The organism is Marinobacterium litorale DSM 23545 (genome assembly GCF_000428985.1).
GTDB classification, from domain to species: Bacteria; Pseudomonadota; Gammaproteobacteria; order Pseudomonadales; family Balneatricaceae; genus Marinobacterium_D; species Marinobacterium_D litorale.
In genome coordinates this window covers 24460-49253 of the sequence record NZ_AUAZ01000020.1, presented here as the reverse complement: position 1 = coordinate 49253, position 24794 = coordinate 24460, and the positions used below count along the sequence as shown (strand labels likewise).

The window sequence follows — 24794 nt, the reverse complement described above, 5'->3', positions numbered from 1 at the left end:
GCATAGCTTAACCGTCGATTAAAACCCCGTGGGGCACTCAGTTATCCCCATGGCGCTGGCCACTGCGCACGACACCCGATAAAATATTTCACTTGGATCACTTTGTCTGCGTCGCTTCAACAAACCGAGGAGTTTCCCCCTTGTCTCAGCTTCCCGTCATCGTCGGCTTCGGAGGTATCAGCCCGGCCGGTCGAGCCTCTTTCCATCACGGCTACCGCCGTCTGATTCTGGATCAACTCGATGGCCAGAGTCGACAGGAGACCGTGCTGGACCTGGCGACACTGATGGGGATTGCCAGCTACAGTGATGGCAGCTACGTAAACGCCATGGGGGAACGCGTAGACGGCAACGCACTCGCTGCCGCCCTTGAACCCCAGATTCGCGAACGCACCCTGATCCGGCGCATCCATCCCGACTGGTTTGATGTGAATGCAGTCCCTTTCAACCGGGCGGCCAGCATTCAAGGCGCCGATGACCTGCTCAGATTTCGTTTGCGTAACCGCCAGCTGCCGGCGGTCATTCCTGAAAACTGGAGTGTAACTCCGCTCGAAGGCGGGCAGGTCGAAGTCAGTGTTCGCGGCTGTTGCGACCTGATTTTCCCGGATAGCCGTACAGCACAGGTACAGAGCGCCGGGATGCTCCCCACCGGATTCGAACCGGGCCGCCTGTACCAGTCACGCAATCATCCGCGCGGCCTGCAGATGGCCGTTTATGCGGCCTCCGATGCACTCTATTCCATGGGTATCGAGTACGCCGAAGTCCTGGACAGGCTGGCGCCTGATCAAATTGCGGTGTTCGCCAGCAACTCCATTGGCCAGCTGGATGACTTCGGCTTTGGAGGGCTGACCAAGTTCCCGGCACTGGGTAAACGCACCAGCTCCAAACAGATGCCCCTGGGCTATGCTCAGATGCCCGCCGACTTTATCAACGCCTACCTGCTGGGGAACGTAGGCGTCACCGGCGGTGCGCTCGGCGCCTGCGCAACCTTCCTGTATAACCTGAAAAACGGTGTCGAGGCGATTCGCAGTGGCCGCTGCAAACTGGCCATGATCGGCGGCTCCGACGCCCCGGTCACGCCAGAGGTTATCGAAGGGTTTCGGGCAATGGGCGCGTTGGCCGAAGACAAACAGCTTGCCGCGCTGGATGGCCTGGATCAGCTCAGTGATGAACATTACCGTCAGGCCTGCCGTCCGTTCGGTGATAACTGCGGCTTCACCATCGGTGAATCCAGCCAGTTCCTGGTGTTAATGAGTGATGACCTGGCACTGGAGCTGGGCGCAGACATCCACGGCTGCGTGCCCGATGTCTACGTTCATGCGGACGGTCACAAAAAATCGATTTCAGCACCCGGCGTCGGCAACTACATGACGCTGGGTAAAGCCGCAGGTCTGGTTCGTACCATGCTGGGTGATGAATCCCTACGCCAGCGCAGCTATGTCCATGCGCACGGGACCAGTACGCCACAAAACCGGGTCACAGAATCCCATGTCGTCAACGAAATCGCCCGCGCGTTCGGTATCGAGGACTGGACGTTGTCGGCGGTGAAAGCCTTTCTGGGACATTCGCAGGGCACGGCCGGCGGCGACCAGATCATGGCGGCGCTGGGCCTTTGGCGTTACGGCTACATTCCCGGCCTGGTCACAACGCCGGCCATCGCCGATGATGTGCACCGCAGTCATCTCAACCTGCCGCTCTCCCATACCGAGGTGGGCCAGCAGGGCATGGATACAGCCTTCGTCAACGCCAAAGGCTTCGGCGGCAATAACGCAACCGCCTGCATTATGGCCCCACACATTGCCGAGCAGCTGCTCCGCAAACGCCACGGCAGCGTCGCGCTGGAACAGTGGCAGGCCCGGCGCGAAGCGGTGCGCGAACGTGCAAACAGTTACGATGCCGACGCCATACGGGGCCTGGTTCGTCCCAAGTACCTGTACGATCACGGCGTCCTGGCCGGCGAGGACCTGACGATCAGTGATACCGCAATCCGCCTGCCCGGCTATACCAATCCGATCAGCCTTGAACCGGACAACCCCTATTCGGATATGTGCTGACAGGTCCTCAGCCAAGACGGCAATTGATACAACCATAAGGAACAGATATGAAACGCACCCTCCTGTCATCGCTTGCTCTGATAACGCTGACCGGCTGTATCGATTCCGGTAACCTGCTCAAGCGCGAGGCGGGTGTCGGCAAATACTACCTGCTGGATAGCGAACGGCTGATGCTCTGTCGGGGCCAGTCCAATGACTGCCGGGATCTGGTGCTGATCGCATCATCGGAAGAGCGTATGCCGGCGATTGAAGACGCCTATGGTGCCAGCATCGAACCACCGAACTATCCGGTCAGCCTAGCGCGGATGATCGTTAACCCACCCGCCCAGCAGTATCAAGCCCAGGCCCTGGGTAACGGACGCTACATTCAACTGCCGGCGAACGACCAGACCGACGCGGTATGGAACGCACTGGACGGTGCTACCGACTCGATTTACAGCAAGTAAGCGACAGGAGTGCGCAGGCATTGTCGGCCGTCTGCGCGATCAAATCGTTCAGCTCAATCTGGCGCAGATCGGTCAGGGTCTGTGCCACTTCCGCCACTCTGAAGGGCTCATTGGGCTGATCTCGCCAGCCACTCAGCGGCATATCCGGCGCATCGGTCTCCAGTACGATCCAACCCAGCGGAAACTGTTGAGCAAAACGTCTTAATTTGGTGGCGCGCTCGTAGGTCACAGCCCCGCCGAACCCCAGCTTGAACCCCAGCTTCACATACTCCTGAGCCTGTTGCTCACTCCCTGAAAACGCATGAACAATGCCGCCCCGGGGGAGGTTTAGCCGCCTAAGCTGCTTGAGCACCTGATCGTGGGCTTTGCGCACATGCAACAGCACCGGCAACTCCGCTGCCTTAGCAATTTTCAACTGCTCCACAAGCAGCTCGGTTTGCGCCGTTTCATCGTAGTGTTCAAGCTGAAAGTCGAGGCCAATTTCCCCAATCGCCACCAACCGCTCACGGTACTTCTCCACCTGTCGCTTTAACAGGGAGAGGTGTTCACTCCTGTGCTCCTGCATGAAGTAGGGATGCATCCCCAGAGCCGGGTAAAGATGAACGGCATCAGTCGCGCTGCCACAGAGCTCAAGCACCCTCGCCCAGTAGCGGGCGCTGACCCCGGGCACCACAATGGCACCGACACCGGCACGGCGGGCGCGCTCAATGACCTGGTCGCGCCAGCCGTCGAAAGTGGGAAAATCAAGATGACAATGCGTATCGATCAACATGCCGGCAGTATGGCACAGAGTCACAACCGGCTGCCCGTTAATGCTCCCGTGTAGCCCGGAATGCGATATCGGGCCAGCGCTCTTCAGTCAGTGACAGATTAACCCGGGTTGGCGCAAGGTAAGTCAGCAAGCCGGAGCCATCGTAGGCCAGGTTGTCGTACCCCTTGCGTTCAAACTCAGCGAGCATTTTGTTGTCCTTGCATTCTACCCATCGCGCGGTAGCAACGCTGATTCCTTCGTAGACGCACTCTACTTTGTACTCATCCTTGAGACGGAACATGACCACATCGAACTGCAGCTGACCCACAGCACCCAGCACCAGATCATTATTTTTCATCGGCTGGAACAGCTGCACTGCGCCCTCCTCTGACAACTGCTGCAAGCCTTTCTGCAACTGCTTCATCTTCAGCGGATCGGTGGGACGGACACGGCGGAAAATCTCCGGCGCAAAGTGCGGGATACCGGTGAACTTGAGAATCTCACCTTCGGTAAAGGTATCACCGATCTGGATCGTGCCGTGGTTGTGCAGGCCGATAATATCGCCGGACCAAGCCGTTTCCACATTTTCACGATCCCCGGCCAGGAAGGTGACCGCATCGGCGATCTTCACATCCTTGCCAATGCGCACATGCTTCATTTTCATACCACGGGTGTAGGAGCCCGAACAGATTCGCATAAAAGCGATGCGGTCACGGTGCTTGGGATCCATATTGGCCTGGATCTTAAACACGAAACCGGAAAACTTCTCTTCGGTGGACTCAACATCGCGGGACTCGGTACCGCGAGCCGGGGGCGCCGGAGCCCAGTCGACGAAGTCGTCGAGCATCTCCCGGACCCCGAAATTACCCAGTGCCGTACCGAAATAGACTGGTGTCTGCTTACCGGCCAGATAGGCTTCCTGATCCCACTCATGAGTGGCACCGCGGACCAGCTCGATTTCGTCGACGAACTCGTCGTAATCATCCTCCAGCAACGCCTTGGCTTCGTCCGACGCCAAGCCGGTGATCAGCTTTTCCTCTGCCAGCGTATGCCCCATTCCCGGCGTAAAAAGATGCAGCGTATCGGTGTAGAGGTTGTAAACGCCCTTGAAGCGCTTGCCGGACCCGATCGGCCAGTTAATCGGCGCCGCCTCTATCTTCAGAACCTCTTCAATTTCGTCGAGCAACTCGATGGGGTCACGAATATCGCGGTCCAGTTTGTTGACGAAGGAGAAGATCGGGGTATCTCGCAGACGGCAGACATCCATCAGCTTGATGGTCCGTTCCTCGACGCCCTTGGCACCGTCCACCACCATAAGCGCCGAATCCACTGCCGTCAGGGTACGGTAGGTATCCTCGGAAAAGTCCTCGTGCCCCGGGGTATCCAGCAGGTTGACGATGCGCTCCTTGTAGGGAAACTGCATCACCGATGATGTGATCGAGATACCACGCTCCTGCTCCATGCTCATCCAGTCGGAGGTGGCATGGCGGTCACTACCCCGCCCCTTCACGGTCCCGGCCACCTGGATCAGCTGACCGATCAGCAGCAGTTTTTCGGTGATCGTGGTCTTACCGGCATCCGGGTGCGAAATGATCGCAAAAGTGCGGCGTTTGGCAACTTCGTGCTGAACGTTCTGAGACATGGGTAGGGAGTTTCCAGCTTTTTACATGGCCGCCGCGCTAACGGCGGCCAGGATTCGAAAAAGCGCTATTCTCGCCGATCAGAAGCCGTTCGACAATCGATCAGACCTTGAACCGTCCAACAAGATGCTCCAACTCCCGTGACAGGCGGTTGATATCAGCCGCCAGGGCATCATTTGCCTCAGCCACCTCAGCCGCCGATGCTGTCTGATCATTGAGAGAGGTGAGATTCTGAGCAATCTCATCCGAGACTGCACTTTGTTCCTCGGTTGCCTGGGCGGTCTGCACCGACAGGTCACTCACGCGGGTAAACGACTCTCGCAGAGAATCAAAGAGCTGGTTCATTTCTGTCAGGCTGGCGACAGACTTATCGGCCGAGGCTTTGCTGGAATCGATCACGGTGACTGAATGAGAGACGCTTTTCTGCAGACGTTCGATCATCGCCTGTATTTTACCCGTGCTCTCCTGGGTACGCGTGGCCAGTACGCGCACTTCATCCGCCACCACCGCAAAGCCGCGTCCCTGCTCACCCGCGCGAGCCGCCTCGATAGCAGCGTTCAGCGCCAGCAGGTTGGTTTGCTCTGCGATATCACCAATCACATCCACCACCGACGCAATCTCGGTCGACTCCTGTTCCAGCTCGCTGGAACGCTCCCGGGCCTGCTCCATATCAGAAGCCAGTGACTCGATACTCCCTGTTGCGCTGATCAATACGGTTTCGCCCTGCTCGACCAGACCCGTGGATGTTTCAGCTTCCTGGGCTGTGCCGTTGGCGACCGTCGCCATCTCTTTATTGGCGAGGCTCATTTCATGAACGGCGCTGACGATGGAGTGTGCAGCATTGCCCAAACCACCTGTGATTTCGCGGGTGCGATCTGATGACTCCGACAGGCTCTGTATCAAACGCCCAAAGGCAGCGGACTGATCTTTTATGGAACTAATCAGGGACTGGAGTTTATCAACGAAAAGATTAAATTCCGTGGCCAAGTCGCCAAGTTCGTCGCGACTACGTACCTCGATACGCGCCGTCAGATCCCCATCTCCCTCGGCGATCTCCCGAACACTCGCGTTGAGATCCAGCACCTGACGCGTCAACCGTTTCGGTACCCAGTAACTGGTTGCCAGTGCAATCACCAACACAATCGCAACAATCACTGTTCCTATCGTCTGTGATGTACTGACTTCACTGGCGATTCGATCATGATCCTCCTCAGAGAGTTTACTGGCTGCCTCACCCGCTTTATCCAGAATATCCCTCAGGTTACCGAACGCGTCGGTGGCTCTTTGCTGCGCGGCAAGCATGGCCGACTCCGGCTGCCCAATACTCGCGACAACCGCATCGGACGCACTGAGCCAATCCGAAAAGGCTTTATCAAACCCCGTGAAGCGGCCAAGCACCTCCGGGTATGCGCTCATCTTATCCCTGTACGTCGCAAAACGATCTTTCACCTGCTGTGCGTTTTCCTGGCGGTCGCTCTCCAGACTCTCCGTATCACCATTATTGGCGAGCAGTCGCAGTTCTGCCTCACGGGCCTGGTACAGATCTCTGTCGGCGTTGAGAACTGCCGAAATAGCAGGGATAAAATCATCAACCTGGTGTTCAATGCCGGCATTTTGCATAGACGATAAACGTGAAAAAAGAACCCAAATCAGCCCAATCGTTAAAGCAAGCAGCAAGCTGGGTAGGGAGCTTTTTACTCGAATACTACGTAGATTCATTCCAGACGCCTCAGCGATAGATTATTGTTTTCAATTTTCAGTATAGGGCTCAGCGCGCGCACTCAACGTTTTATAAAGACGTTTATTGACGGTACGCACTGTTTTAACGTCTCCGGGATACAGTTTTTATCGGCTGTAGCCGCACCATCTGTAGTGTTTTACAAAAACTTAGCACCGGCCTTTACGGATTGCGACATTTCGCCTCATGAGGTTCAGGTCGCAACAGGGTAAAATCTGAGCTCTATTCTCTGGTGAGTTGCTTCATGCCCGGATATCACAACGCGCTACTCCAGTTAACCTACCTGCGGACGCTCACGCTGTTCGGGCTCAGCAGCGCGCTGTTGATGGCAGTTTACGTCTTACGCGCCGATATCAATGTCTGGCTGCTCGCCGCGACGCTCGGCGTTATGGCACTGGTCAACCTGTTTACCTACGCTCGATTACATTCGGTATGGCCGGTCACTGAAACCGAACTCTTTGCCCAGCTGACGGCGGATGCAGCACTGTACGGCGCTTTGATCTACCAAACGGGTGGCGCCACCAATCCATTTATTTCCCTGCTATTGATCCCTCTACTGATCAGCGCTGCGACCCTGTCCTGGCGTTTCACCTGGTTGATGGCCCTGATCGTGGTCCTCTTTTACAGCTCGCTGCTGCATTACTACATCCCCGTCCTGCCTGCTCAGACCGGACACCAGTACAGCCTGTCGTCCCTGTTTGACATCCACATTACCGGGATGTGGCTCAATTTTCTGTTCACCGTGGTATTGATCACCTGGTTTATTGTTCGGCTTCAGCAAACCATGCGTCAGCAGGAAAGCCGGCTGCACCGAGAGCGCGAAAGACGCCTGCGCGATCAGCAGATGGTCTCACTTGCGACATTTGCAGCCGGTACTGCACATGAGCTGGGCACACCGCTTTCAACCATGAGCGTCATTCTGAATGATATGACTCTGGAAGCCAGAACCCCGGAGTTCGCCGAGGATATCGCCTTATTGCGCCAACAGGTCGATGCGTGTTCAGCCCGCCTGAAATCGATGGCACGCAACGCCGAGGAAGCCGGCGCAGAAGTAAACCGCCCTGCCGATGAGGCGCTACATGAGCTCCTCGAACGCTGGCTGCTGATCAGGCCACAAGCGCAGTACCGTGTATCTCCGGTGTCCGCCGGGAAAGCCCCGGCTATCAGTGATAGCCCACAGCTGCAGCAGTCTCTGACCAACCTGCTCAACAATGCCATGGACGCGTCAGACGCACCGATAGAGATTGATCTGAGCTGGGACACAGAGCAGGTCTGGCTCAAAATTCGCGATCATGGCCCCGGATTGCCCCTCACTGAAGTCACTGACCTGGGCCGCCCCTTCGTCACAACAAAGGGGAACGGCTTGGGCATTGGACTGTTTCTGACTGCCACCACGCTGGCCCAGCATCATGGCGACGTTAGACTCTACAACCACCCCGAAGGTGGTACGCTTACCGAGGTTCGTTTACCGATCCCCCAACCGCAGCCAACCGGTTCTCAGCTATGAACACTCGATTTCTGGTCGTTGACGATGACCCTACCTTCACCCGCGTTCTGGCGCGTTCGCTGACCCGCCGTGGATATGAGGTGATGGTTGCACGTAATGTGGAGGATGCCCTTTCCCAGGCACGCCACACACCCCCGGATCTGGCCACCATCGATCTCAAAATGGAGGGGCCGTCCGGGCTGACTTTGATTGAACAACTCAAAGAACTCGCTCCGGACTGCCGCATGCTGGTGCTAACCGGCTATGCCAGCATTGCCACGGCAGTTGATGCGATTAAACTGGGGGCGACCAACTACCTGCCAAAACCGGCGGATGCAGACCAGATACTGGCGGCACTCGACAAAGAAGCCGTAGACTCAAGTCAGCCGATCAGTCAGGACCCCATGTCGGTCAATCGATTGGAGTGGGAGCATATACAGAAAGTGCTGGCGGAACATGATGGCAATATTTCTGCCACAGCCCGGGCGCTGGGGATGCATCGCCGAACACTGCAACGCAAGCTGCAAAAACGCCCGGTCAGACGCTAGAGCAGACAACTCACTTCTGACAATGACTCAATGCCAGTGACTGAAGGAAAGTGTCCAGCACCATGTTTGGCCTCACTCCCTTGCGAGTAACCGCCGCATACTTCATCTCATAACTCATTTTTGCGGCGCAAAGAGCACGCATCTGCCCCGACTGCACCCAGCGTTCAGCGTAATGATCGGGAAGAAACCCGATATATAGCCCGGTCAGTATCATAAAGGCGATCCCCTCCCGATCAGAAGCCCTGGCCGTAACGTTCAGTTGCGCGAGCATCTTTTTCATAGCGGGGCAGAGCGAGAAGCTCTGCCCCACCGCTTCCTGCTCGGACAACAGCTCGATGCTGATCGCCTCATCATTGTGTGCAAACAGAGGGTGAGCGGAGCTGCAATAAAGGTTCGAGGTTTCGCTGTAGAGCGGGTTATACACCAGACCTGAAACTTTCTGCACCTGAGGCACAACCCCCAAATGCAGCTGACCATCAACCACTCCACGTTCAACAATGCCCGGTGAAAGCATACGGATATCGATACTGACCGCCGGTCCCTGCGCCTTCAGCGCTGCCAGCGCCCGTGTCACCGACATATGCGGCAGGGTCACCAGGTTATCGGTGATCCCGATGACCAGTTCGCCCTTGAGCTGTTGATGGATCGAATTGATCTCAGTGCGGAAGCCGTCCAGCGCGGTATGCAGCTGCAACAGCGCCTGGTAGGCCTGCTTGCCCTCATCGGTGAGGGCGAAGCCGGCGCGACCACGTTGACACAGCCTCAGCCCCAGGCGCTTTTCCAGGTCCGCCATACTGGCACTGATCGCCGAACTGCTAACGTTGAGTTCCACCTCCGCCTGGGCAAACCCACCTGCCTCTACCACGGTGCGGAACACTTTCAGCAGACGCAGATCGATATCGCTGATCTGCCCAAGCAGGTTTTTACTCATCGGATCAGCCTCTGGCACCGGCTTTAGGTCGACTCAGCCACTGCATGGGCATGGCACGCTCGAGACGACGGCACGCGTTCAACACCAGATCATCCCGCCCCTTGTCACCGACCAGATGCAACCCCACTGGGAGGCCATCTACCAGACCACAGGGCAAGGTCGCTGCCGGCTGCTGCGTCAGATTGAATGGATAAGAGAAGGGCGTCCAGTCCATCCAGTAGGCCTGGGTATCGACGGCGGTATCACGGCCCGCTTCGAACGCGGTAATCGGCAGCGTCGGCGTCACCAGAAGATCGTAACGCTGATGGAACTCGCCCATTTTTACCCCCAGCGCCGCACGCGCATCGGCTGCTTTCATGTAATCGACGATATCGATTTTCATGCCCTGCTCGCCAATGGCACGAAACCCCGGATCAAGAAGATCCCTCTGCGACTCGGTCATGCCGCTGACCACCTTGCCGGCCCCTGCAAACCAGAGTGTAGAAAATACCTCCACAGGATCGCTGAAACCGGGATCCACCTCTTCGACCTCGGCTCCCAGCTCAATCAGCTTAGCCACTGCCTGGTCGACACAGCCGCGCACGCCCGGATCCACATTCACGTAGCCCAGGGTCGGGCTGTAAGCGACCTTCAGCCCTTCCAGCGGGCGATCAAGGATACCGATCCAGTAACCGTCCAGTTTACGATCGGAATACCAATCCCGGTGATCCGGCTGCGCCACTACATCCATCATCAGCAGGCTATCGTCGACAGTGCGCGTCATCGGCCCTAGGTGAGACAGCGTCGTCATGGCACTGGCCGGCCACTGTGGGATATAGCCGAAGGTAGGCTTAATACCAAACACACCACAGAAAGCGCCGGGAATACGGATAGAACCGCCGGCATCACTGCCCTGGTGCAGCACACCCATGTTCAGCGCCGCTGCAGCCGCCGCACCGCCTGAGGAACCGCCCGCGGTTTTACTGATATCCCAGGGATTGGTCGTCACACCGGTGGCGCGGCTGTCGGTGACGCCCTTCCAGCCAAACTCAGGCGTAGTGGTTTTACCCAGGATCACCGCGCCGGCCTCACGCATCCTCGCACTAAACGGCGCATCCTCTGTGGCCAGCTCATCAGAGCTGGTCAGCGAGCCACTACGGATCGGCATACCGGCCACTTTGGTTAGATCCTTGATCGACGCGGGGACACCATCGATGGGACCGAGCGCTTCACCCTTGAGCCAGCGCTGCTCCGAGGCTTTGGCACTTTCCAGCGCGGCGTCCTCTGCCACGTAACAGTACGCATTAACCGCACCGTTGCACGCTTCGATCCGCGCCAGCGCGGCGCGGGTGGCGTCCACTGGTGAGAGTTCGCCCTGACGATAGAGACGTCCCAGCTCCATGGCAGTCAGATCGGCGATCTCTTCGTATCCGTTGCTGGTCATTTGGCCTCCTCAATTCCGGCTGCGTTGATCAGCGCGTTCAGCAGCACCGAGGCACCGGCCGCCAGATCATCAGCGTCTGCTCGCTCCATTTCGTTATGGCTGATACCGCCCTCACAGGGCACGAAAATCATCCCGGCAGGGGCTTTTTCTGCCAGAAAGATGGCGTCATGGCCGGCGCCACTGACGATATCCATATGCCCGAAGCCCAGCGCTTCAGCCGCGTCACGTACGTAGGAAACGCACTTGTCCGCGAAGTAGAGCGGCGCAAAATCGGCTGTGGGTGCAAGACTGATCTGTACGCCATGCAACTCCTCAAGCTCGGCGATTTTCACTTTCAGCCCGGTCACCATGGCATCCAGTGCATCCGCTTCAAGGTGTCGGAAATCGACGGTCATATTGACCTGGCCGGGAATTACATTGCGCGAACCGGGGAACAGGTCCAGACAGCCTACGGTACCGCGTCCGTGAGGTGCATATTCCAGCGCTGTGCGATTCACAAAGGTGATCAGCTCAGCCGCAACGAGGCCCGCATCGTGGCGTAGTGACATCGGTGTGGGCCCTGCATGGGATTCAACCCCCTGGATGCTGAGATCGAACCACTTCTGGCCAAGGGCACCGATCACCACTCCGATGGTTTTCTCGGCATCCTCCAGCACAGGCCCCTGTTCGATATGGGCTTCAAAATACGCACCGACCTGATGGCCCGGGACGGGCTTCTCACCAGCGAAACCGATCTTGGTCAGCGCTTCACCCACGGAGATGCCGCCGGCATCACAAATAGCCAGGGTAGATTCCAGCTCGAATTCACCGGTGAACACCCCTGAGCCCATCATGCAGGGTGGGAAACGACAGCCCTCTTCGTTAGTCCAGGCTACGACCTCGACCGGTGCCCGGGTTTTGATACCGAGATCGTTCATCCGCCGGATCGACTCCAGGCCCGCCATCACGCCGAAGCAACCATCAAACTTGCCACCGGTGGGCTGGGTATCGATATGGCTACCGGTCATCACCGGCGGCAGCGAGTTATCCACACCCGGGCGACGGACAAAGATGTTACCGATCTGGTCGATGGAAACCTCGCAACCCGCCTCCTTGCCCCACTTCATAAACAGCTCCCGCACCTGTCGATCCAGGTCGGTCAGCGCCTGACGATTGAGTCCGCCCTTGTCGGTTTCGCCGATTTTTCCCTGCTCCATCAGGCTATTCCACAGGCGGTCGCGGTCTACGGTGAGGAGCCCATTCTGCGGTATCCTTTGAGTTTTCATATCCATGGTCTTGTCCTATAAATCGCTTTAAACGGCCAGGTAGCGATCTTTGACCGCCTGCTCCTGCCGGAACTGCTCGCCGGTGCCGCTATAAACCACCTGGCCCTGCTCAATAACGTAATGACGATCGGCCAGCTTCTCGCACACCGCCAGGTTCTGCTCCACCAGCAGTACCGACACCCCGGCCTCGCGGATCTTGCCGAGAATGCGCACAATCTCATCGACGATCACCGGCGCCAGCCCCTCGGTGGGCTCATCCAACAGCAGCAACTTCGGGTCGTTCACCAGCGCCCGGGCGATGGCCAGCATCTGCTGCTCGCCGCCGGACAGCGCATTGCCGCCATTTTTGCGACGCTCATAGAGGCGCGGGAACATTTCGTACACATCGCTCAGACTCCAACGGCTACTGGCGCGCAGGGCGATAGCCAGGTTTTCTTCGACGCTCAGCAGGCCGAAGATACCGCGATGCTCGGGCACCAGTGACACGCCCAGGCGTGCGATCTCGAAGACCTCTTTGCCGATCAGTTCCTCTCCATCGAAAACGATGGAGCCTTCAGCCGGTCGCACGATGCCAACGATACTGCGCAGCGTGGTGGTCTTACCGGCACCATTGCGGCCCAGCAGCGTAACCAGCTCCCCTGGATTAACCTCCAGAGAGACGCCCTCCAGGACATGGCTCTTGCCGTAGTAGGAGTGAATCCTGTTAATCTCAAGCTTCATCATCCACCCTCCCCCAGATAGGCTTTCTTGACCCGCTCATCGCCGCGCACCTCTTCCGGCTCGCCCTCGATCAGGATGTTGCCCTGGTGCATCACGGTGATGAGGTCGGAGATCGACATCACCAGTTTCATGTTGTGCTCGATCAACATCACCGTATGGTCCTTGCCAAGCTCGGAGATCAGCTGGGTCATCACCGGTATATCATCCACTCCCATGCCAGAGGTCGGCTCGTCGAGTAACAAAAGCTCGGGATCGCTGCACAGCGACATCCCTACTTCGAGCACCCGCTGCTGACCATGGGACAGGTCACCCGCATCGGTATTCGCCAGATGAGTCAGCTTGATCCGCTCCAGCACTTCATCCGCTTTTTCCAGGTGCTTTGCCCTGTGTGTGTCGGAATACCAGAACGCCAGAGCACCTAAACCATCACGCCCCTGGGCGGCCAGGCGTAGGTTCTCCCGTACGCTCAGATTCTGAAACAGGCTGGTGATCTGGAACGAGCGTGACATACCGGATGCAACACGCTTATGCGCCGGCTGACGCGTCAGATCCTGGCCGTCGAAACGGATCTTGCCGCTGGAAGGGCGACGTTCCCCAGTAAGGCAGTGAAACAGGGTCGTCTTACCCGCACCATTGGGGCCGATTACGGTATGGATGGTGCCGCGACGAATCTTCAGATCCACACTACCCAGTGCGGCAAATGCGCCATAGCGCAGACCAAGCTGTTCGGTTTCGAGAATGTAATCGTTCATCACTTGGCCTCCACTTCTTTAGTCGCTTCTTCAGAGACACCGCTACGGCGCTCTTTCCAACGCTTGATCAGCGACTCAACACCACCCCAGAGACCTGACGGCATAAACAGCACCACAGCGATCAGCGCAATACCCAGGATGATCATCCAACGCGGCCAGACCGAAGACAGCAGATCGCCCAGCATTACGATAGAGCCTGCACCCAGCAGCGAGCCCAGCAGAGACCCGGTACCACCGATGATCGTCATGATCAGGATGTTTTCGGACATCAGCAGCTCGATATTGGAGAGCGGCGCGAAGTTCAGCAGCATGGCGTAAAGTGCACCGGCGATACCGGTGATTCCGCCGGAAATAACGAACGCGAGCAGCTTGAAGTGGTTGGTGGAAAAACCCACCGCCGAAGCACGGCCTTCGTTTTCGCGGATCGCTACCAGCGTGGTACCAAAGGGTGAATGGATCACCCGGCGGGCAAACACGAAGATCAGCATGAACATCACGGCCACGAAGGTGTAGAAGGCGTAGCTCGAGGTCAGGTCGGATATTTCAAAGCCCAACAGCGTCAGCGGCGGACGCGGCACATCCAGCAGGCCGTTATCACCACCGGTCCAATCGCTGAGCGTGTAGGCCAGAAAGTACGCCATCTGGGTGAACGCCAGAGTCAGCATGACGAAGTAAATACCGGTACGACGGATCGCAAGCAGCCCCACCAGCGCCGCCAGCGCCGCACCCGAAACCATTGCTGCGAACAGCGCTCCGAGCAAACCAAAATTAAGATGGATCATGGTCAGCGAGGCCACATAGGCACCGCCGCCAAAGAAGATCGCCTGACCAAACGACAGCAGCCCTGTATAACCCAGCAGTAGGTTGCAGCCCAGCGCGGCCAAAGCGAAGATCAGTATCTCCGTAGCCAACGTCGCCGACGGCAGCAACAGCGGCATCAGCACCACCGCCGCCAGAGCCGCCAAGGTGACACCACTGAAAATGGAGGCTTGTTTCTTGGATGTATTCATTACGCCCTCCCGAACAGACCGTAAGGTCTCAGCAGAATCACCACCGCCATGGCACCATAGATCATCAGGCTCGCGCCCTGGGGCCAGAGAGTGGTCATCATGCTCTGTACCAGACCAACCAACAGCCCGCCTACCAGCGCGCCACTGAAGGAACCCATACCACCGATTACAACGACGACGAAAGCAAGACCGAGCACTTCAGGTCCGATAAACGGATGCACGCCACGTATTGGCGCGGCCAGCACACCAGCGAGACCGGCCAGGCCCACACCCAGCGCGAAGGTCAGTGCGAACAGCTTGTGGATATGGGTACCTAGCAACGAAACGGTTTGTGCATCCTCACTACCGGCACGCACCAGGGCGCCGAAACGAGTGCGCTCGAGCAGCAGCCATAGACCCACCGCGATGACAGCGGTAAACAGAATTACGAACAGGCGGTACTTGGGATAGAAAAAGTCCCCCATGCGAAACACACCGCTCAGCGCTTCGGGCACCGCCACGGTTTTACCGATCGGCCCCCATACCGCAATGCTGAGCTCCTGGATGATCAGCGCGATTCCCAGGGTGATCAGGATGTGGAAGGTGTGCGGCAGATGATAGGCGCGACGGATCAGTGTCTTTTCCGTTACCCAGGCCAGCATCGCCACAGCGACTGGCGCCACCACCAGCGCCAGCCAGAAATTTCCGGTCAGGGAGACCAGCGTAAAACAGAGGTAGGACCCCAACAGGTAATAGGCACCATGGGCGAAGTTCACGAAGTTCAACAAGCCGAAGATAATCGTCAGACCGACCGAAATCAGGAAGTAGATCATCCCCAGCCCGATGCCGTTCAGCGCCTGAAATAGATACAGACTCATCGGGTTTGCTCCTGCAACAGAGAAGGTAGTCGCGCCCAACCAGGGCAGGGCGCGTTGAGCGGCTTAGCTACGCGTACAATCCAGTGAGGACTCGTCCGGGAAAGACTTGCCGGAGCTGATGATCTCGGCAAAGTCGTCTTCGTCCTGCATCTCAGATGCAGACTTGCCTTCAAGCAGGTAATAGTCTTTCAGCACTTGGTGATCCGCCGCACGCACGGTTTCTTCTCCGGTCGGGCCTTGGTAAACGGTGCCTTCCAGCGCCTTGGCCACGGCGGCACCATCGGTGCTGCCTGCCTTGGAGATCGCATCGAGAATCACCTTGGTGCCGATGTAGTCTGCGGCCATCGGATAGTTAGGCGCCATGTCGTAGGCCTCACGCACACGCGACACCAGCTCTTTGTTCATCGGCGTATCCACGGTGTGCCAGTACTGGGCACCGAAATAGACACCTTCTGCCACGTCCGGCCCCAGCTCCTGCAGCTGATCCAGGCCGGAAGACCAAGCCACCAGGATCTTCATCTCGTTTTTCAGTCCGAAGTTAACGGCCTGACGCAGCGCGTTGCTGGACTGACCGCCAAAGTTGAGCAACAACAGAACATCGGGCTTAGCCGCCATGGCATTGGTCAGGTAGCCGGAGAACTCCTGCTCCTGCAGCGAGTGATAGCTGTTGCCGACGTGCTCGACACCTTCCGCCTCAAACACCGCCTTCGCATTATTTAACAGCGCTTCGCCGAAAACGTACTGAGGTGTGATGGTGTACCAGCGCTTCCATTCCGGGTGCGCCTTGATGAGAGGCTCAACGGTTTCATGGATTGCACCGTACGTGGGTACTGACCAACGGAAGGTTGCCATGTTGCAGTCGATACCGGTCAGCTCGTCCGCACCGGCCGGAGTCATAAAGACGCCACCGGCCTTATCGACCTCTTTACCGATCGCCAGCGCAGTGGATGAAAGAGTCGCACCGTTAAAGAACAGAGCCCCATCCTGGCTGATCGCTTCCTGTACCTTGCGTACAGCCTTGCCGGCATTACCTTCGGTGTCGATTGCTTCATATTTCACCGGGCTACCCAGCAGATCGCCATAGCTTTCGACCGCCAATTTCGATCCCATATCAGCGAATTTGCCGTAGCTGGCGAAGGAACCCGAGAGAGACTTCACACCATAGATGGTGACTTCCTCAGCCGAGCAAACCGCTGTCGTCGCTGAAAGTACGGCTACCGATAGAAGCTTCTTCAATGTTGTCCGTTGCATTCTGTTTACCTCTTTTTTCGCTATTGATGTGTTATTTTTCGCATCGAGGTTGGGCACTAATAATCCTGTCATCAGGATCTGATTTTTATGGGTGTTACATCTTGCGGGAAATCTGGCCATCTAAAGCCACAAAGTGCTCTTCGGCTTGACACATGTGATCGCCCATCAGGCGATGCACGGCGGGTTTATCTTCATTGCGGTAGGCCGTTACCAGCTCGACGTGATAGTCCACGTTGGATCGGGTGAATTCGTAGGCATCAATCTGGTACGACTTCTTCAGCACTACCAAGTCGCGCAAGGTCTCGTTGAGAAAGCGAGCAACAAAGCCGAGCAGAGGGTTCGGGCAGGCGTCAGCCAATACATTATGGAACTCCAGCTCGGCAATCCGCTGTTCTCGCTGCTCTTCCTCGGTGACCGGGGGCTCGCTGCAGGCGTTTATATATTTGTTCAGCAGCTCAAAATCACGCTCTTTTAGGTGGCCGACAACCGACACTGCCAGCTCAACTTCAATCAGCTTACGCATCTGATACACCTGCTCGGCCGAGAGGTGCTTGAAGTAGAGATAATTGCGTAGCGCCTTACTGGCGGGATCCGTTCCAACCTCAGAGAGCCAGGCACCGCCTCCGGGCCCCGGTCGAGTCCGGATCAGCCCCTCAACCTCCAGCGCTTTCTGAGCCTCCCTCACCGTTGCCTTGGAGCAGCCAAACTGCTCGATCAACTCTTTTTCGTTAGGTAAACGATCACCCGGCAGCAGCTTCTCCGCCACGATCATCGCCTTCACTTCGTCGACAATCAGGTCGGACAGTTTTTGCTTCCGTCTTATTTTGCTAGGTCCGGCCATCTGAGCTCCCAAATACAGGCAATTAATATAAATAATTATAATTAATTATTAGAGCCTGAAAAAACGGCAGTCAAGCTGCCGTCTCTGTAAGTTCAGATCGAGTATCCATAACCGGATAAGGAAAATAAACAGTGCGGAGCTAAACTTCATTCCAGAATTTGCTCAAGAATGAAACCGACTTATTTCAGGCCCTACACAATCAAAGGCGCAGCCACCTAAAAACCTATTAGCGGCTTTTCGCTGATTTTGGATACAAAATCACTGCTCATCAATGTAGTGCCGAGCATCGAAAGTGCGTATCCAGTCGGGATGAAACACCATCATGCCGGTCATGATAATGCCGTTGAGCAGCCCTTCGGGGAACATGATCAACGGCAGATAGCGCACATACTCATGATAAATCTTGGACCAGGGGTAAACGTCTGCAGACCACAACAGGGCTCCCATCGTCATACCACCTGCCGCTGCTGCAACTCCCCCGCCAAGGAAGGCACAGAGAAACAGATAAACAAAAAAATTCTTGGGCAGTTTCCACTCCACCAGGCGCAGCACCAACAGGGTCACCAGACTGGGGATCACCACGAAACAAAGCGCATTCAGCGGAAAGGACTGCCAGGACTCACGACCAATCAAACTCAGTCCCACAAGCGCGGCAGTACCGGCACAGATCGCCAGATCCCAGCCAAACATCAGCGTCAAGGTGGTCATTCCGACGAAGTGGATCGACAGACCCGGCGATATGCCCGCGCGTAACGACCACATCAGCATCAGCACCACGGCTGCCCCAAAGAGCAGATGCTGAATACCGCGTTCACGCTGCAACACGCCCCAGGGCAGCCGCCACAGAGCTAGCGCCATGATCACCAGATAGACCACGCCTGTCAGAAGCAGCCATCCACCTGACACAAGACCGTCGCCCGGGTTCATAGAGTTCGAATCCTGAATATGATAATTGCTATCAGTTTAAGGGAACGGATTGCCTACACCGAGAGTCAGCGACTGATCTGGATCAACCCAGGAGCAGGGAGAAAAGCAGCGCATCCTCGCTACCCTCTTCATCCGCATAATAGTTCTTTCGACGACCGCATCGACTCCAGCCCGCACCTTTGTAGAGCTGCCTCGCAACATGGTTGGACTCCCTGACCTCGAGGTGAAAGGAGCCAACCCCCCGTTGAGCGAGCAGCTCCTGGGCGTGCAGCAACATTGTCCGCGCAACGCCCTGACCCTGAAAATCCGGCCGGGTCCCGATACGCAGTAACTCCGCTTCATCGAGGATACGACTGAACAGGATAAAAGCGATCACCTCCCCCTGCGATTCGACCACCCACGCCAGATAACGTCCCGGCTTTTCCAGCATTGAAAGCCACAGCCGTTGCGACCAGGGATCATCAAAGCAGACCTCATCCAACTGCATCAAGCGCTCGATATCCGCTACACTGGCCTGCCGAAGTTGCCTCTCCACCGTCAATTACTCTCCAGCCAGCCCCGGGTCTGCCAACGTTTTTAGCAGCGGCTGTATGTCCAGCCACAAGCCGGCTTTCATGTCCGGCACTTTCAGCGCCTCACTTAAGCTGCAGCCCACCACGCAGGGTTTGCCGCCACTGAGCGTAAAGCGCAGCCCACGCAGGGCGCCGATGGGCTCCTCACGCTCGAGAACCCATTGTGCCGCTGCCTCACCCAGCAACAGCACCGCGTTGAAAGGCCGCACCTGTTCGGTGACTTCCAGCTTGCGAGCCAACGCTTTTTTCAACTCATCCGGACCCTGATCGAGACTGGCGCCAGCCAGAGCCGGCCAGGACAGCAGCGCCGCTTCACTGGGTTGATCCTTGATACCCAGCGCCGTCAGAACACCCCGCAGCAGCCGCTGCTGCTGAGCGCCGAATCCCGTATTACCGGCCGGGGGCAGGCTATCGATAACCAACAGATCCCCGGCCAACACAAAGGCCAGCTTGATACGGGGCGCGGGCTGTCGCTCTCCAGACTTAACCGCCAACGGTGCCGGCAACGATGCAGAAACGGGATGCGGCTCCGCAGGCGCTTGCGATGCCCTCTGAGAGCGGGGTTCAGGGGTCGGATCCGGTTTGGGCTCATCGAGCAGACGTTGCACTGAAGCCCGCGCCCGATCAGCACCACTCGAGGTGGTCGAAACCGGATCAGTCTCAGTGCCGGCATACTCATCGGTCCAGTCATCCATACCGGCATCAGGGTAGCGAAATCCGGCGACCCAGTCGGCGGAAGGCGCCGCGCCGGGCAAATCCGCACGCGGGAGCCAGCTGGAGATGCCAATCGCTTCCAGGTATTGATGCCTTAGTGACTCCCCCGGGTTAAAGCTCATCGAATTTCACTCACACCTGCGGGTGGGCTTTCTGAATATTGGCGTCGAGCATATTCAGCGCGTGAAGGTAGGCCTTGGCCGACGCTATGATGATATCGGTATCGGCGCCCAGTCCGTTTACGATCCGGCCCGCCTTCTCCAGGCGCACGGTCACTTCGCCCTGGGAATCGGTACCCTGAGTCACCGCATTCACCGAGTAGATCTGCAAACTGGCACCGGAGTTGGCCACCTGCTCGATTGCCTTAAAGGTGGCATCTACCGGGCCGCTGCCGGCGGACTCACTGGCAAGTTCCGCACCATCAATCATCACTTTGAGAGAAGCCACCGGTGTCTCTCCGGTCTGAGACGTTACCGTCAGACTGCTGAGCTTATAGCGTTCGCTGGCCGCCTCAGCCCGGGCATCGCTCACCAGCGCCATCAGATCCTCATCGAAGATCTCGTGCTTTTTGTCGGCCAGTTCTTTAAACCGGGTAAACGCGGTATTCAGCTCAGCATCCGTCGCAAAACTGGTGCCCAGTTCCTCCAGACGGGCGCGGAATGCCGCACGGCCAGAGTGCTTGCCCAGCACCATACGATTGGTACCCCAGCCCACATCCTGAGCCGTCATAATCTCGTAGGTCTCCCGATGCTTGAGGACGCCATCCTGGTGAATGCCGGACTCGTGGGCAAAGGCGTTGGCTCCCACAATCGCTTTGTTGGGCTGCACCGGGAAGCCGGTCACGCTGGAAACCAGACGAGAGGCGGGTACGATCTGGGTGGTATCGATCGCCGTTTCAAGACCAAGCATATCCTTGCGCGTACGCAGCGCCATGACGATCTCTTCCAGTGCCGCATTACCCGCACGTTCACCCAGCCCGTTAATGGTACACTCCACCTGACGAGCGCCCGCACTGACCGCGGCCAGGGAGTTAGCCACCGCCAGGCCCAGGTCGTTGTGGCAATGCACGGAGAAGATCGCCTTATCGGCATTGGGGATACGCTGAATCAGCTCACCGATACGCGCACCGAACTCTTCAGGCACCGAGTAACCCACGGTATCCGGAATATTGATGGTGCGAGCGCCCGCATCGATCACCTGCTCAATAATCCGACACATGAAGTCCATTTCGGAACGGCTGGCATCCTCCAGAGAGAACTCGACATCATCGATCAGACTGCGGGCCCGTTTCACAGCTCGCACCGCGTTTTCGACCACCTGATCCGGCTCCATCTGCAGTTTATATTTCATATGGATCGGCGAGGTGGCGATAAAGGTATGAATTCGGCCGGAGTTCGCCTCCCGCAACGCTTCACCGGCCCGGTCTATATCGGCATCCAGCGCCCGTGACAGCGAGCAGACCGTGCTGTCTTTAATGGTTCGGGCGATCGCCTGAACCGCCTCGAAATCGCCCACACTGGCAATGGCAAAGCCCGCTTCAATGACATCAACCCGCATCCGCTCAAGCTGACGAGCGATGCGCAGCTTCTCATCGCGCGTCATGGACGCGCCGGGGCTCTGTTCTCCATCACGCAAGGTGGTATCAAAAACGACGACTCGATCCTGGGTGCTCATCGATCTCACTCCGATTACAGGGCGGGCGGTATTAAACCGTGGGAAACAGCCCTCTAGTATATATCCTAATCCCGGCGCTTAGCGAGGCTGCCGGGGTTGACGTGAAGCCTGAAGGACGCAACAGTTAAGCCCTCTCCCGAGTCAATGAATGCAGGATAGACCCATGCCGCCAACTGACTTTGATCGCCTGATCGACCGCCGAGACACCGCCAGCCAAAAGTGGGAAAAGTACCGCGACCGGGAAATTCTGCCCATGTGGGTGGCCGACACCGACTTTATGGCCCCCCAGGCCGTCTTGCGAGCACTGCATGAACGGGTGGACCACGGTGTTTTTGGCTACACCAACACCCCGGCGGCACTGAACGCCCAGGTCATCGAGCGCATGCAGCGCCTGTACGGCTGGCAGATCGAGGCCGACGACCTGACCTGGCTGCCGGGGCTGGTCTGCGGACTGCATCTTGCGTGTCGGGCCGCCACAGAACCGGGGCAAGCGGTCATGAGCGCTCAGCCAATCTACCCGCCCTTTCTCTCCGCACCACGGCTGTCGGAGCGGGAGCTGGTCACACTGCCCATGACGCGCCATGGGCAGCGCACACTGATCGATTTCGAGGCTCTGGAAGCAGCCATCACGCCCACCACGCGGCTACTGCTATTCTGCAACCCGCACAATCCAGGCGGCACCCTCTACCGGCGTGAGGAGCTGGAACAGCTGGCCGCCCAGATCGAGAAACATGACCTGCTGGTGTGCTCCGATGAGATTCACTGCGACTTGATTCTGGAGCCGGGGCTCACACACACACCTCTGGCTTCTCTATCCCCTGAAATCAGTAAGCGCTGCATTACCCTGATGGCCCCCAGCAAGACCTACAACATCGCAGGACTGGGCTGTTCGTTCGCGATTATCCAAGACCCGCAGCTGCGCCGCCGTTTTCAGCGCGTACGCAAGGGGATTGTGCCGGACGTGAATCTGCTCGGTTACACCGCCGCACAGGCGGCTTACGCCGATGGCGACGAGTGGAACCGCGCCCAGTTGGACTACCTGCGCGGAAATCGGGACTACCTGGTCGAGGAGATCAACAGCATCCCCGGCCTGAGACTGGATCCCATCGAAGCGACCTATCTGGCCTGGATCGATGTCAGTGGCGCCAAGCTGGAAAATCCGGCCCACTTCTTTGAGGACGCGGGCGTCGGCCTGTCACCGGGTCGGGATTTTGGGGACGACCGGTTTATGCGCTTGAATTTCGGTTGCCCGAGGGCATTGCTGGAGGAGGCCGTATCCCGCATTCGTCGAGCCTTGCTGAACCACCTGCCGGCCTGATCACCATACCCGGGGAGGCTCAGGCCCGCTCAAACGGAAATGCGATCACCTGATCGATGGAATCGACACCAAGCGCCAGCATCAACAGACGATCAAAGCCCAGCGCCACGCCTGAGCACTCAGGCATGGTTGCTTTAAGCGCCGCCACAAGCCGCTGCTCAAGCGGCCGCTGTGGCAAGCCCAACGCCTGGCGGCGTGCCTGATCGACCTGCAGACGCCGAGCCTGCTCATCAGCATCCGTCAGTTCCTGGTAACCGTTTGCCAGCTCAACGCCGCCCATATACAGCTCAAACCGGGTTGCCACCTCGACGCCCCGTTCATCGGTCACCACCTGGGCCAGGGCGGCCTGGGTCGACGGGAAGCTGTGCACAAAAACCGGCTGCTGCAGCTGAGGCTCGATCAGGTGTGACATCAAGAGTTCGAGCCAGGTATCGCGACTGTCATCCTCGAACTCCACGCCCAACCGTGAGCGGCAAAGCGCTCGCAGAATATCGGTTGGAACAACGTGCGGATCCAGCGCCAGATACTTTACAAACAGATCGCGGTAGCTGATCCGCTCAATTTGATCCGCTTGCAGTGTCTGGAGCACCAACTGTTCGACCTCATCCATCAGCTGGTTAGCACTGTACCCGGGACGGTACCACTCCAGCATGGTGAATTCCGGGTTGTGACGCCGTCCACGCTCACCGTTGCGGAAGACCTTGCCCAGCTGATAGATCGGACCACTGCCCGCTGCCAGCAGACGCTTCATCGCATATTCAGGGGACGTTTGGAGATAGAGCGCGACACCCTGCTGCTCGGGTGAAGGCCGGTAAATCGCCTCGAAACTCTCAATAAAGGGGTCGCTGACCGCCGCCTGAGACAGCAGCTGAGTATCCACCTCCATGACCTTACGCTCGGCGAAAAACTGACGCACCTGGGCTAATAACCGAGCACGGGCCTGAAGATTTGCTATCGGCGCTGATGGATGCCAATCATTTTCAATCGTCATAGGGAGGTAACCGCACAGAAGTGCCGGGTAAGCGGGGTGAATCTCTCCTTCGGTAGCCCGGCTGTTCAATCCGTTTGAACCCGCAGCTTTGCGCACCCCTGTGGGGCTTGCCTTTTCGGGAGAGACTCGGTTTCTCGCTGGAATGCGGGTCCACCTCAACGCATGGCTGAGGCTAACCCTGAGAACATCGTATCAACAAACAATCGCGGGCGCTATCTCTTGGCTCGCCCCCTGCGACGCTGGTTTGGTATCAGGCGCGGCTGACATATTCCCCGTTGCGCGTATCGATCTTGAGCACTTCGCCACGCTCGATAAACAGCGGCACACGGACAACAGCGCCCGTACTCAGGGTGGCGGGCTTGGAACCGCCCTGCGCGGTATCACCCTTGAGGCCCGGATCGGTTTCCACCACCTCGAGTTCGACAAAGTTCGGCGGCATTACCGCGATGGGGTTATCGTTCCAGAGTGTAACCATGCATTTATCCTGCTCTTTCAGCCACTTGTGGGTATCACCCACGGCGTTGGCATCAGCAGCCACCTGCTCAAAAGAGCTCGGATCCATGAAGTGCCACATCTCTCCATCGTTGTAGAGGTACTCCATGTCCCGATCCATGACGTCTGCGCTCTCGACGCTTTCGTTGGACTTGAAGGTACGCTCCCAGATGCGACCGGTCAGCAGATTGCGCAGACGCACACGAGTAAAGGCCTGCCCTTTACCGGGCTTGACGAAATCCACATCGACCATGGCGCAGGGATCGCCATCAATCATCACCTTGAGACCGTTCTTAAACTGGTTGCTGGAGTATGTTGCCATTGAGCCTGTCCACTTGAATCACTGGATAAACGGCCGGCGTTCCGGCCCGAGAAAAGTGGCGTAGAGTTTACAGG

23 protein-coding genes and 1 riboswitch are annotated in these 24794 nt (G+C 57.7%); of the genes, 5 read left to right on the top strand and 18 right to left on the bottom strand.

Going from position 1 to position 24794, the window contains the following annotated elements; translation table 11 throughout:
• The first annotated feature begins 140 nt into the window (after positions 1 to 140).
• Entirely contained in the window at positions 141 to 2051 is a 1911-nt protein-coding gene (locus tag G403_RS0114615; protein WP_027854637.1) for a beta-ketoacyl synthase, read from the top strand.
• A 47-nt stretch (positions 2052 to 2098) separates the two neighbouring features.
• Complete coding sequence (locus tag G403_RS0114610) at positions 2099 to 2497, top strand: hypothetical protein (protein ID WP_027854636.1); 399 nt, start codon at positions 2099 to 2101, stop codon at positions 2495 to 2497.
• Here the strand turns inward: G403_RS0114610 and G403_RS0114605 are convergent.
• From G403_RS0114605 to G403_RS0114595, 3 genes are all read right to left on the bottom strand, one after another.
• Positions 2472 to 3293, bottom strand: coding sequence for a TatD family hydrolase (locus G403_RS0114605; protein WP_245578339.1), 822 nt, complete (start codon positions 3291 to 3293; stop codon positions 2472 to 2474). The two genes, G403_RS0114610 and G403_RS0114605, sit on opposite strands and share 26 nt — an antisense overlap.
• Before the next feature lie 13 nt (positions 3294 to 3306).
• A complete protein-coding gene (locus tag G403_RS0114600) occupies positions 3307 to 4890 on the bottom strand; it encodes a peptide chain release factor 3 (protein ID WP_027854634.1) in 1584 nt (527 codons plus the stop codon).
• 100 nt (positions 4891 to 4990) lie between these two features.
• Positions 4991 to 6508, bottom strand: coding sequence for a methyl-accepting chemotaxis protein (locus G403_RS0114595; RefSeq protein WP_211232689.1), 1518 nt, complete (start codon positions 6506 to 6508; stop codon positions 4991 to 4993).
• Between the two features lie 362 nt (positions 6509 to 6870).
• Between G403_RS0114595 and G403_RS0114590 the strand changes: the two genes are divergently transcribed.
• On the top strand, positions 6871 to 8133 hold the full coding sequence (locus G403_RS0114590) for an ATP-binding protein (RefSeq protein WP_036233985.1): 1263 nt from the start codon (positions 6871 to 6873) through the stop codon (positions 8131 to 8133).
• Positions 8130 to 8660 (top strand): response regulator transcription factor, encoded by a 531-nt coding sequence (locus G403_RS0114585; RefSeq protein WP_027854631.1) that lies wholly within the window; start codon positions 8130 to 8132, stop codon positions 8658 to 8660. The genes G403_RS0114590 and G403_RS0114585 overlap by 4 nt, the downstream gene beginning before the upstream one ends.
• 10 nt (positions 8661 to 8670) lie before the next feature.
• On the opposite strand, the gene G403_RS0114580 is transcribed toward G403_RS0114585, so the two are convergent.
• From G403_RS0114580 to G403_RS0114520, 13 genes are all read right to left on the bottom strand, one after another.
• Positions 8671 to 9591 (bottom strand): LysR family transcriptional regulator, encoded by a 921-nt coding sequence (locus G403_RS0114580; RefSeq protein WP_027854630.1) that lies wholly within the window; start codon positions 9589 to 9591, stop codon positions 8671 to 8673.
• 4 nt (positions 9592 to 9595) lie between these two features.
• Positions 9596 to 11014: an amidase gene (locus G403_RS0114575; protein WP_027854629.1), complete on the bottom strand. Its 1419-nt coding sequence runs from the start codon at positions 11012 to 11014 to the stop codon at positions 9596 to 9598.
• Positions 11011 to 12279, bottom strand: a complete 1269-nt coding sequence (locus tag G403_RS0114570; RefSeq protein ID WP_027854628.1) for a Zn-dependent hydrolase — start codon at positions 12277 to 12279, stop codon at positions 11011 to 11013. Before G403_RS0114570 ends, G403_RS0114575 begins: the two co-directional genes overlap by 4 nt.
• Positions 12280 to 12306: 27 nt before the next feature.
• Positions 12307 to 13002 carry an ABC transporter ATP-binding protein gene (locus G403_RS0114565; RefSeq protein WP_211232688.1) on the bottom strand — a complete coding sequence of 232 codons (696 nt, stop codon included), beginning with the start codon at positions 13000 to 13002 and terminating at the stop codon, positions 12307 to 12309.
• A complete protein-coding gene (locus tag G403_RS0114560) occupies positions 12999 to 13751 on the bottom strand; it encodes an ABC transporter ATP-binding protein (RefSeq protein WP_027854626.1) in 753 nt (250 codons plus the stop codon). The genes G403_RS0114565 and G403_RS0114560 overlap by 4 nt, the downstream gene beginning before the upstream one ends.
• The gene (locus G403_RS23500) at positions 13751 to 14761 is read right to left on the bottom strand and encodes a branched-chain amino acid ABC transporter permease (protein ID WP_051299086.1); all 1011 of its coding nucleotides are present in this window, start codon (positions 14759 to 14761) and stop codon (positions 13751 to 13753) included. The genes G403_RS0114560 and G403_RS23500 overlap by 1 nt, the downstream gene beginning before the upstream one ends.
• Entirely contained in the window at positions 14761 to 15618 is an 858-nt protein-coding gene (locus tag G403_RS0114550; RefSeq protein ID WP_027854625.1) for a branched-chain amino acid ABC transporter permease, read from the bottom strand. Before G403_RS0114550 ends, G403_RS23500 begins: the two co-directional genes overlap by 1 nt.
• Positions 15619 to 15681: 63 nt before the next feature.
• Positions 15682 to 16869, bottom strand: coding sequence for an ABC transporter substrate-binding protein (locus tag G403_RS0114545; protein WP_027854624.1), 1188 nt, complete (start codon positions 16867 to 16869; stop codon positions 15682 to 15684).
• A gap of 94 nt (positions 16870 to 16963) precedes the next feature.
• On the bottom strand, positions 16964 to 17710 hold the full coding sequence (locus tag G403_RS0114540) for a FadR/GntR family transcriptional regulator (RefSeq protein WP_027854623.1): 747 nt from the start codon (positions 17708 to 17710) through the stop codon (positions 16964 to 16966).
• Between the two features lie 258 nt (positions 17711 to 17968).
• The gene (locus tag G403_RS0114535; RefSeq protein WP_027854622.1) at positions 17969 to 18637 is read right to left on the bottom strand and encodes an energy-coupling factor ABC transporter permease; all 669 of its coding nucleotides are present in this window, start codon (positions 18635 to 18637) and stop codon (positions 17969 to 17971) included.
• A gap of 82 nt (positions 18638 to 18719) precedes the next feature.
• Positions 18720 to 19172, bottom strand: a complete 453-nt coding sequence (rimI, locus tag G403_RS0114530; RefSeq protein ID WP_036234004.1) for a ribosomal protein S18-alanine N-acetyltransferase — start codon at positions 19170 to 19172, stop codon at positions 18720 to 18722.
• Between the two features lie 6 nt (positions 19173 to 19178).
• On the bottom strand, positions 19179 to 20045 hold the full coding sequence (locus tag G403_RS0114525; RefSeq protein ID WP_027854620.1) for a uracil-DNA glycosylase family protein: 867 nt from the start codon (positions 20043 to 20045) through the stop codon (positions 19179 to 19181).
• Between the two features lie 10 nt (positions 20046 to 20055).
• Positions 20056 to 21597, bottom strand: a complete 1542-nt coding sequence (locus G403_RS0114520) for a 2-isopropylmalate synthase (protein ID WP_027854619.1) — start codon at positions 21595 to 21597, stop codon at positions 20056 to 20058.
• A 163-nt stretch (positions 21598 to 21760) separates the two neighbouring features.
• Here G403_RS0114520 and G403_RS0114515 point away from each other — a divergent pair, with 163 nt between their 5' ends.
• Positions 21761 to 22915, top strand: coding sequence for a MalY/PatB family protein (locus G403_RS0114515; RefSeq protein WP_027854618.1), 1155 nt, complete (start codon positions 21761 to 21763; stop codon positions 22913 to 22915).
• A 19-nt stretch (positions 22916 to 22934) separates the two neighbouring features.
• On the opposite strand, the gene epmA is transcribed toward G403_RS0114515, so the two are convergent.
• Both epmA and efp read right to left on the bottom strand, forming a co-directional pair.
• The gene (gene epmA, locus G403_RS0114510; protein ID WP_027854617.1) at positions 22935 to 23906 is read right to left on the bottom strand and encodes an EF-P lysine aminoacylase EpmA; all 972 of its coding nucleotides are present in this window, start codon (positions 23904 to 23906) and stop codon (positions 22935 to 22937) included.
• 48 nt (positions 23907 to 23954) lie between these two features.
• A riboswitch (cyclic di-GMP riboswitch) is annotated at positions 23955 to 24028 on the bottom strand.
• A gap of 128 nt (positions 24029 to 24156) precedes the next feature.
• Positions 24157 to 24720, bottom strand: a complete 564-nt coding sequence (gene efp / locus G403_RS0114505) for an elongation factor P (RefSeq protein ID WP_027854616.1) — start codon at positions 24718 to 24720, stop codon at positions 24157 to 24159.
• Positions 24721 to 24794 lie beyond the last annotated feature (74 nt).